The organism is Corallococcus exercitus, assembly GCF_003611585.1.
GTDB classification, from domain to species: Bacteria; Myxococcota; Myxococcia; order Myxococcales; family Myxococcaceae; genus Corallococcus; species Corallococcus exercitus.
In genome coordinates this window covers 1-7,019 of sequence record NZ_RAVW01000467.1, presented here as the reverse complement: position 1 = coordinate 7,019, position 7,019 = coordinate 1, and the positions used below count along the sequence as shown (strand labels likewise).

The window sequence follows — 7,019 nt, the reverse complement described above, 5'->3', positions numbered from 1 at the left end:
AGATCTGTATAAGAGACAGGGGCAGGGGAGACGGCGGCGCACCCACCGGGCGGCTCACCGGCGCGCGCGTGGCCACCGCCTGGCCGTAGCCCGGCTGGAGGCGGCGCGGCACGCCGCCACTCGTGGAATAGGCCAGGGCCGTATTGGACAGGGAGATAAGGTCCAGGCCCGTCCGGCCCAGCAGGTCGCTGGCGGCGCAGCGCTTGCGGATGATGGCGATGAGCAGGTGCAGGCAGTCCGCTTCGGCGGCGCGGAAGGTGCTGGCCAGCTCCCGGGCGCGCGCGGTCAGCTCCTGCACCACGTTGCCCGTCTCCGCCGGGGCCTCCGTGATGAGCTGCAGGAGCGCGTCCTCGTCCACGCCCTTCTCCTTCAGGAGGAGCTGGGCGCGGTTCTCCACCGTGAAGAGCGCGAGCAGTACGTGGGCCGACGTGGGCTTCTGGGCGACGCTGCGGGCGATGTCATGCGCCTCATGGAGAACCTGGGCGAGATCCGTGCTGTCGACCATTCATGCTCCGGCAAGCGTGCAGCCGAGCGGAATACACCGTCCGCCGCCCCACCGCAAAATTTAGGCTACAGACCGCTACAGGATGGATGCAAGGCAGGATAAACCTTGGGGCGCGGCCGGATTTCGATTGGCTGCCCGCCCGTTTCCCGACTCAATTCAAGCGACCGGGCAATCACGCCGGGTGGGCTGCGTAATCCGCCCAGAGACCCCATCCCTATGACCTCCCTTGTCCAACCGGCGCGCGTCTTCGTGGACCCCCTTGGGGGAACGCGCACCGCCGTCGAGGCCCGCCGCTGGCTGTGGCCCCTCCTCATCCTCGCCTTCTGCGTCGCGGCCTCCGGCATCGCCTACGCACTGCGCTGGGACGCCACCACCTCCGTGGTGAGCGCCCTCCCCACGGACTCCACGGCGTCCAGCGTTTCCGAGTCCGACATCGCCGAGCAGATCCAGACGGCGTCGCGCAAGGCGCTGGTGGGCGGCATCGCCAAGGGGCTCATCGTGATGCCCCTGATGGTGCTGCTGCTCGCGTGCATCCTCTGGGTCACGGCGTGGCTCTTCAACAAGCCCGCCGCCTTCGGGCAGCTGATGGCGGCCGCCGCGGTGGCGCTCCTGCCCATCGCGCTCTACCACCTCATCTACGCGGTGTGCGCGAGCTATCAGCACTCGCTCACCGAACTGCGCGCGGAGCGGCTCGTGCCCTCCAGCCTGGCGCTGCTGGACGGGCTGTCGCCCAAGATGCAGCGCGTGCTCAAGGGCGCGGACTTCTTCAACCTGTGGAGCGTGGGCCTGCTGGGCGTGGGCTTCTCCACCGCCACCGGGATGCGCCTGGGGCGCTCGCTGGCCCTCGTCGGGGTGCTCTACCTCATGTACGTCGGAATCTTCTTCATCGGCCTGCCGGCGGGAGGTGGCCAATGAGCGGCTTCCTCGTCGTCGCGGCGCTGCTGTCCGCCACGCCCATCACGCTGGAGGAGACGCGCCAGCTGGGCCGCAAGAACACCCAGGCGCTCCAGGCCGAGCTGGACGTCGCCGTGGCCCGGGAGGACCAGCGCGTGGCGCGCTCCAGCCTCCTGCCCCAGGTGCAGCTCAACGTGGGCCCCAGCCTCAACTACCTGGGCCGCCGCCGGCAGGTCTACAGCGTCCCCATCAGCGAGACGGAGACCGTCACGCGGGAGGTGGTGAGCACCTCCAACACGGCGGACAGCTACTCCGCGTCCCTGGGCCTGTCGCAGGTCATCTACAACCGCGGCCTCTGGAAGCAGCTGGAGCAGGCGGGCGTCAACGTGGACGCCACGCGCAACCAGTCCATCGAGGAATCGGACACCTCCGAGCTGGAGGCCATCCGCCGCTTCTTCAACCTCTTCCTGTCCCAGGCCACGCTGGAGGTGCTCAACGCCACCGCGAAGCGCAGCGAGGAGCAGCTGGAGCGCGCCCGCGCCCTGTTCAACGCGGGCCGCGTGGGCAAGGCCGAGGAGATCTCCGCCCAGGTCAACCTGGGCAACGACCGCATCAACATCGTGCAGCGCCAGAACCAGCTGGTGGCGGACCAGGTGCAGCTGGCCGTGTGGCTGGCGCGCCCCGGCACCGAGCCCATCCTGGCGGTGGACCCCGGTGTGCTCCAGCAGGAGCCCGCGCCCGCGCCCGCCCTGGATGACGCCATCAAGCAGGCCCGCGAACACCGCGCCCTGCTCAAGGCGCTCCAGCAGCGCGTGCGCGTGGCGGAGCTGCAGCGCGCCATCGTGCAGGGCGACTACATCCCCCGCGTGGGCCTGTCCGCGCAGTACTCGCACACCAGCCAGGACCCGGGCCCGTTCTTCAGCGAGCCCGGCTACGGCAACATCTTCGGCGGCGGCATCACGCTGACGTGGGACCTGTTCAACGGCTTCAACACGGATGCCCAGTCCGCGCGCGCCCAGGTGAACATCCGCAAGGCGGAGCTGACGTTCGCGCAGACGGCGCGCGAGCTGGAGGCGGAGGTCCGCCGCGCCCACCAGGTGCTGGATGGCCAGATTGCCTCCGCGAAGCTCGCGACGGCCAACCGCGCGGTCGCCCAGCAGGGCCTGGCGCTGGCGGAAGAGCGCTTCAAGGCAGGTGCCGGCTCCACGCTGGACGTGCGAGACGCGCAGCTCAAGCTGACCCAGGCGGAGCTGGTGTTGCTCCAGAGCCGCATTGATGTCGAAATCGCCCGCTATGCCCTGTTCCGGGCCATGGGCACGCTGAACCCGGGAGAATCACAATGACGTGGTGGAAGGCGGCAATCGCCGGCGCGCTGTTGCTTGGAGCGGTGGCCATCACCGTGGGCGGCCTGCGTGACCGGCCGCCCCCGACGCAGGAAGTCCAGATGGCCAAGGCCCGCAAGGGCACCATCACCCGCACCATCACCGGCGCGGGCAAGGTGCAGGCGGCCACCACCGTGAAGATCTCCTCCAACCTGTCCGGCGACCTCGTCGCCCTCAAGGTGAAGGACGGCGACGCCATCACCAAGGGGCAGGTGCTGGGGCAGATCGACAAGCGCTACTACGAGGCGGCCGTGAAGCAGGCCACCGCGTCCCGCGACGCGGCCCGCGCCGAGGTCCAGGTGACGGAAGTGGACGCCGCGCGACAGCGCGCGGAGCTGGCCCGCGTGAAGGGGCTGGCGGAGAAGGGGCTCGCGTCCGCCGCGGAGGTGGAGCAGTCCCAGGCCGTGACGGACACCGCCGAGGCGCGCCTCGCCGCCGCCCGGCAGCGCGTGGCCCAGAGCAGCGCGGTGCTGGAGCAGGCGTCCACGGACCTGGCGCGCACCACGCTCCTGTCCCCCATCGACGGCAACGTCATCGAGCTCACGCGTGAAGTGGGCGAGCGCGTGCGCGGCTCCGACTTCTCCGAGGACGTGGTGATGACCATCGCCGCGCTCAACCAGATGGAGGTGAAGTTCGAGGTGGGTGAGCACGAGGTGGTCCACCTGAAGTACGGCCAGCCCGCGGAGGTGACGCTGGACGCGCTGGAGGGCCAGTCCTTCACCGGCACCGTGGTGGAGATCGCCCAGAAGGCCACCATCAAGAACCCGGGCACGGAGGCTGAAGTCACGAGCTTCCCCATCACCGTCGCCCTGGACGCGCGCCCGCCGGGCGTGCTCCCCGGCATGAGCGCCGAGGCGCGCATCAGCGCGGAGACGCACGACGACGCGGTGCTCGTGCCCATCCAGGCCGTCACGGTGCGCGCCGAGCGCTCGCTGCCGGACTACCAGGCGCCGGTGGAGGGCACCACGCTCACCGCCAAGCGCCGCACGGAGACGCTGGCCAAGGTGGTGTTCGTGGTGGACAACGACAACAAGGCGCAGGTGCGCCGCGTGCGCACCGGCATCGCCTCCGACACGGAGCTGGAGGTGCTGGAAGGCCTGCAGGTCGGTGACCGCGTGGTGGAGGGCCCCTACCGCACGCTGTCCAAGGAGCTGAACCACGGGGACGCGGTGCGCGAGCCGGAGAAGGCCGCGGCGAAGGGCAAGTCGTGACGTCATCCCCTGCACCGGACGCGGGCCCCCTCATCCAGGTGGAGGGGCTCACGCGCGCCTTCTTCGTCGGCGGTGAGGAGGTGCGCGCGCTGCGCGGCGTGTCCTTTGGCATCCAGCGGGGGGAGTGGGTGGCCATCATCGGCCAGTCCGGCTCCGGCAAGAGCACGCTCATGAACGTGCTGGGCTGCCTGGATACGCCCACGAGCGGCCGCTACATGCTCAACGGCAAGGACGTGTCGCGCATGGACGACGACGACCTGGCCGTCATCCGCAACGTGGAGATCGGCTTCATCTTCCAGACGTTCCAGCTGCTCCCCCGGGAGACGGCGCTCGCCAACGTGGAGCTGCCGCTGGTGTACCGGGGCATGGGCGCGAAGGAGCGGCGCGAGCGCGCCAAGGCGGCGCTGGACAAGGTGCAGCTCACGCACCGCATGCACCACCGGCCCAACGAGCTGTCAGGCGGTCAGCGCCAGCGCGTGGCCATCGCGCGGGCGCTGGTGTCGGAGCCTTCCATGCTCCTGGCGGACGAACCCACGGGCAACCTGGACTCGGCCACCGGCGAGGAGATCGTCAAGCTCTTCGAACAGCTGCACCGGGCGGGGCACACGCTGGTGCTCGTCACGCACGAGCCCAAGCTGGCCGCGCGCTGTCCCCGGGCCATCCGCCTGAGCGACGGGGAGATCGTCGCGGACGGGCCGGGGCCGGAGGTGGCGCTGGGCGTGCACGGGGCGGTGCCGCCGCAGGCGGGCACGGCATGAAGTTCGGGCAGGGCTTCCGCGTGGACGTGCTGGAGGGGGCCCGCATCGCGGTGTTCTCCCTCCGGGCGAACCGGATGCGCACGGTGCTCACGACGCTGGGCATCGGCATCGGCGTGGCGACGCTGCTGGCCATCGTCGGCATCATCCAGGGGCTCAACTCGTCGTTCGAGAAGCAGCTGGCCACCCTGGGGGCGAACACGATCTTCATCTCCAAGTACCCCTGGATGATCAAGGGCAACTGGTGGATGTACCGCAACCGGAAGAACTTCACGCTGGAGCAGGTGGCGCAGGTGCGCGCCCAGGCGGACTTCATCACCGCCATCTCCCCGGCGGTGCTGCGCTCGTCGGACGTGGCGCACGGCGCCCTCCAGGTCTCCAACGTGCGCATCAACGGCGTGTGGAGTGACTACCTGGCCATTGGCAACTACGAGGTGGTGTCCGGCCGGTTCCTCACCCGCGCGGACGAAGAGGTGAACCGGCCGGTGGCGGTGCTGGGCGCGGACGTGGCCGCCACGCTCTTTCCCAGCATCAGCCCGCTGGGGCAGACGGTGCGCATCGACGGGCGGCCCTTCCAGGTGGTGGGCACGCTGGGGCGCAAGGGGAAGGTCGTGGCGGAGAACATGGACATGTCCGTGTTCATGCCCTTCAAGACCTTCAACTCCAGCTTCGGCAAGGGGCGGCCCATGCAGATCGCCATCGCCGTGGCGGACGCGGGCCAGATGGCGAAGGTGGAGGACCAGCTGGTGGGCATCATGCGGCGCGTGCGCGCGACGCCGCCGGGCCAGCCGGACGACTTCAACATCAACCGGACGGACTCGCTCGCGGCGACCTACGAGCAGCTCACCGGCGCGCTCTACGCGGTGGCCACCGGCGTGGGGCTCATCACCCTGCTGGTGGGCGGCATCGGCATCATGAACATCATGCTGGTGTCCGTGCGGGAGCGGACGCGGGAGATTGGCGTCCGGCGGGCGCTGGGCGCGCGGCAGCGCACCATCGTGCTCCAGTTCCTGATGGAGGCCTCCAGCGTGTCCGCGGTGGGCGGCCTGCTGGGGACGGTGGTGGGGCTGGGAACCGCGAAGGTCGTGTCGCTGGTGACGCCGCTGGCGGCGGACGTGCGGCCGGGCACCGTGGTGGGCGGGGTGGCGTTCGCGGCGCTGGTGGGCCTGCTGTTCGGCATCTGGCCGGCCGCGCGGGCAGCGAAGCTGGACCCGGTGGAAGCGCTCCGCTACGAATAGCGCGATGCGGGCCTTCCTGGACAACCTGCGGCTGTCGGTGGGCACCTTCCTGGGCAACCCGCTGCGCTCGCTGCTGACGCTGGTGGGCATCGTCATCGGCGTGGCCACCGTCATCACGATGATGGCGCTGATTGAAGGCCTGCGCGAACAGGTGAACAAGAACCTGGGCAGCCTGGGGGCGCACACCTTCGAGGTGACGAAGTGGCCCACCGGCTTCGGCCGCATCAACTGGGCGAAGTACGCCAAGCGCAAGGACCTGCTCGGCGACGACGTGCGCGCCATCCTGGAGTCCTGTCCCTCGGTGGGCTCGGCCACGCCCACGGCCCAGGAGTGGGGCAAGAAGCTGACCACGGCGTTCCGGGAGACGCCCCCGTCGGTGAGCGTCCTGGGGACGGAGCCCACGTACCTGGAGACCAGCGGTGTCGTCGTGACGACCGGCCGCTTCTTCAACGAGACGGAGACGCTGGACGGCCGCCCGGTGATGGTCATTGGCGTGGACGTGGCGGACACGCTCTTCCCGGGCATGAATCCGGTGGGCTCCGAGGTGCGGCTTCAGGGCCGGCCGTTCCAGGTGATTGGCGTGCTGCAGAAGCGCGGCAGCGTCATGGGCATGTCCAGCCAGGACAACCAGGCCATCGTCCCGATGCGTGCCTTCCAGCAGTTCTACGGCAAGAACCGCTCGGTGGAGATCGACGTCCAGGCGCGCGACGGCGAGTCCTTCCAGAAGGCACAGGACGAGGTGGTGAACCTGATGCGCCGTCGCCGGGGCCTCACGCCCCAGGACGCGAACGACTTCGAGGTGCACACCAACGAGTCCATGACGGCGTCCTTCAATGAGCTGTCCCAGGTCATCGCGTTCGCGGGCGTGGGCGTGTGCTTCCTGTCGCTGGTGGTGGGCGGCATCGGCATCCTGAACATCATGCTGATGTCGGTGACGGAGCGGACGCGGGAGATTGGCATCCGCAAGGCGCTGGGCGCGCGCCGCCGCCGCATCCTGGGCCAGTTCGCCACGGAGGCGGTGATGCTGTCGCTGG

Annotated in this window: 6 protein-coding genes and 1 pseudogene; 6 read left to right on the top strand and 1 reads right to left on the bottom strand. The window is 69.8% G+C overall.

The window, feature by feature from the left end:
* Positions 1 to 505, bottom strand: a pseudogene (locus D7W79_RS35925) (Clp protease N-terminal domain-containing protein); the annotation flags it as partial.
* A 216-nt stretch (positions 506 to 721) separates the two neighbouring features.
* Between D7W79_RS35925 and D7W79_RS35920 the strand changes: the two are divergent.
* The 6 genes from D7W79_RS35920 to D7W79_RS35895 form a co-directional block, all read left to right on the top strand.
* Positions 722 to 1,420, top strand: coding sequence for a YIP1 family protein (locus D7W79_RS35920; protein WP_120529809.1), 699 nt, complete (start codon positions 722 to 724; stop codon positions 1,418 to 1,420).
* A complete protein-coding gene (locus D7W79_RS35915) occupies positions 1,417 to 2,742 on the top strand; it encodes a TolC family protein (protein ID WP_120529808.1) in 1,326 nt (441 codons plus the stop codon). Before D7W79_RS35920 ends, D7W79_RS35915 begins: the two co-directional genes overlap by 4 nt.
* Positions 2,739 to 3,992, top strand: coding sequence for an efflux RND transporter periplasmic adaptor subunit (locus D7W79_RS35910; RefSeq protein WP_120529807.1), 1,254 nt, complete (start codon positions 2,739 to 2,741; stop codon positions 3,990 to 3,992). Before D7W79_RS35915 ends, D7W79_RS35910 begins: the two co-directional genes overlap by 4 nt.
* Positions 3,989 to 4,750, top strand: coding sequence for an ABC transporter ATP-binding protein (locus D7W79_RS35905; RefSeq protein ID WP_120529806.1), 762 nt, complete (start codon positions 3,989 to 3,991; stop codon positions 4,748 to 4,750). Before D7W79_RS35910 ends, D7W79_RS35905 begins: the two co-directional genes overlap by 4 nt.
* A complete protein-coding gene (locus tag D7W79_RS35900; RefSeq protein WP_120529805.1) occupies positions 4,747 to 5,985 on the top strand; it encodes an ABC transporter permease in 1,239 nt (412 codons plus the stop codon). Before D7W79_RS35905 ends, D7W79_RS35900 begins: the two co-directional genes overlap by 4 nt.
* Before the next feature lie 4 nt (positions 5,986 to 5,989).
* Positions 5,990 to 7,019, top strand: a 1,030-nt coding sequence (locus tag D7W79_RS35895) for an ABC transporter permease (protein ID WP_147442223.1), incomplete at its 3' end; no start/stop codon positions are given.

What these genes read in the sequence shown, in the direction of transcription:
- D7W79_RS35920 (WP_120529809.1), top strand. Translation starts at nt 722, where the DNA reads ATGACCTCCCTTGTCCAACCGGCGCGCGTCTTCGTGGACCCCCTTGGG.
- D7W79_RS35915 (WP_120529808.1), top strand. Translation starts at nt 1,417, where the DNA reads ATGAGCGGCTTCCTCGTCGTCGCGGCGCTGCTGTCCGCCACGCCCATC.
- D7W79_RS35910 (WP_120529807.1), top strand. Translation starts at nt 2,739, where the DNA reads ATGACGTGGTGGAAGGCGGCAATCGCCGGCGCGCTGTTGCTTGGAGCG.
- D7W79_RS35900 (WP_120529805.1), top strand. Translation starts at nt 4,747, where the DNA reads ATGAAGTTCGGGCAGGGCTTCCGCGTGGACGTGCTGGAGGGGGCCCGC.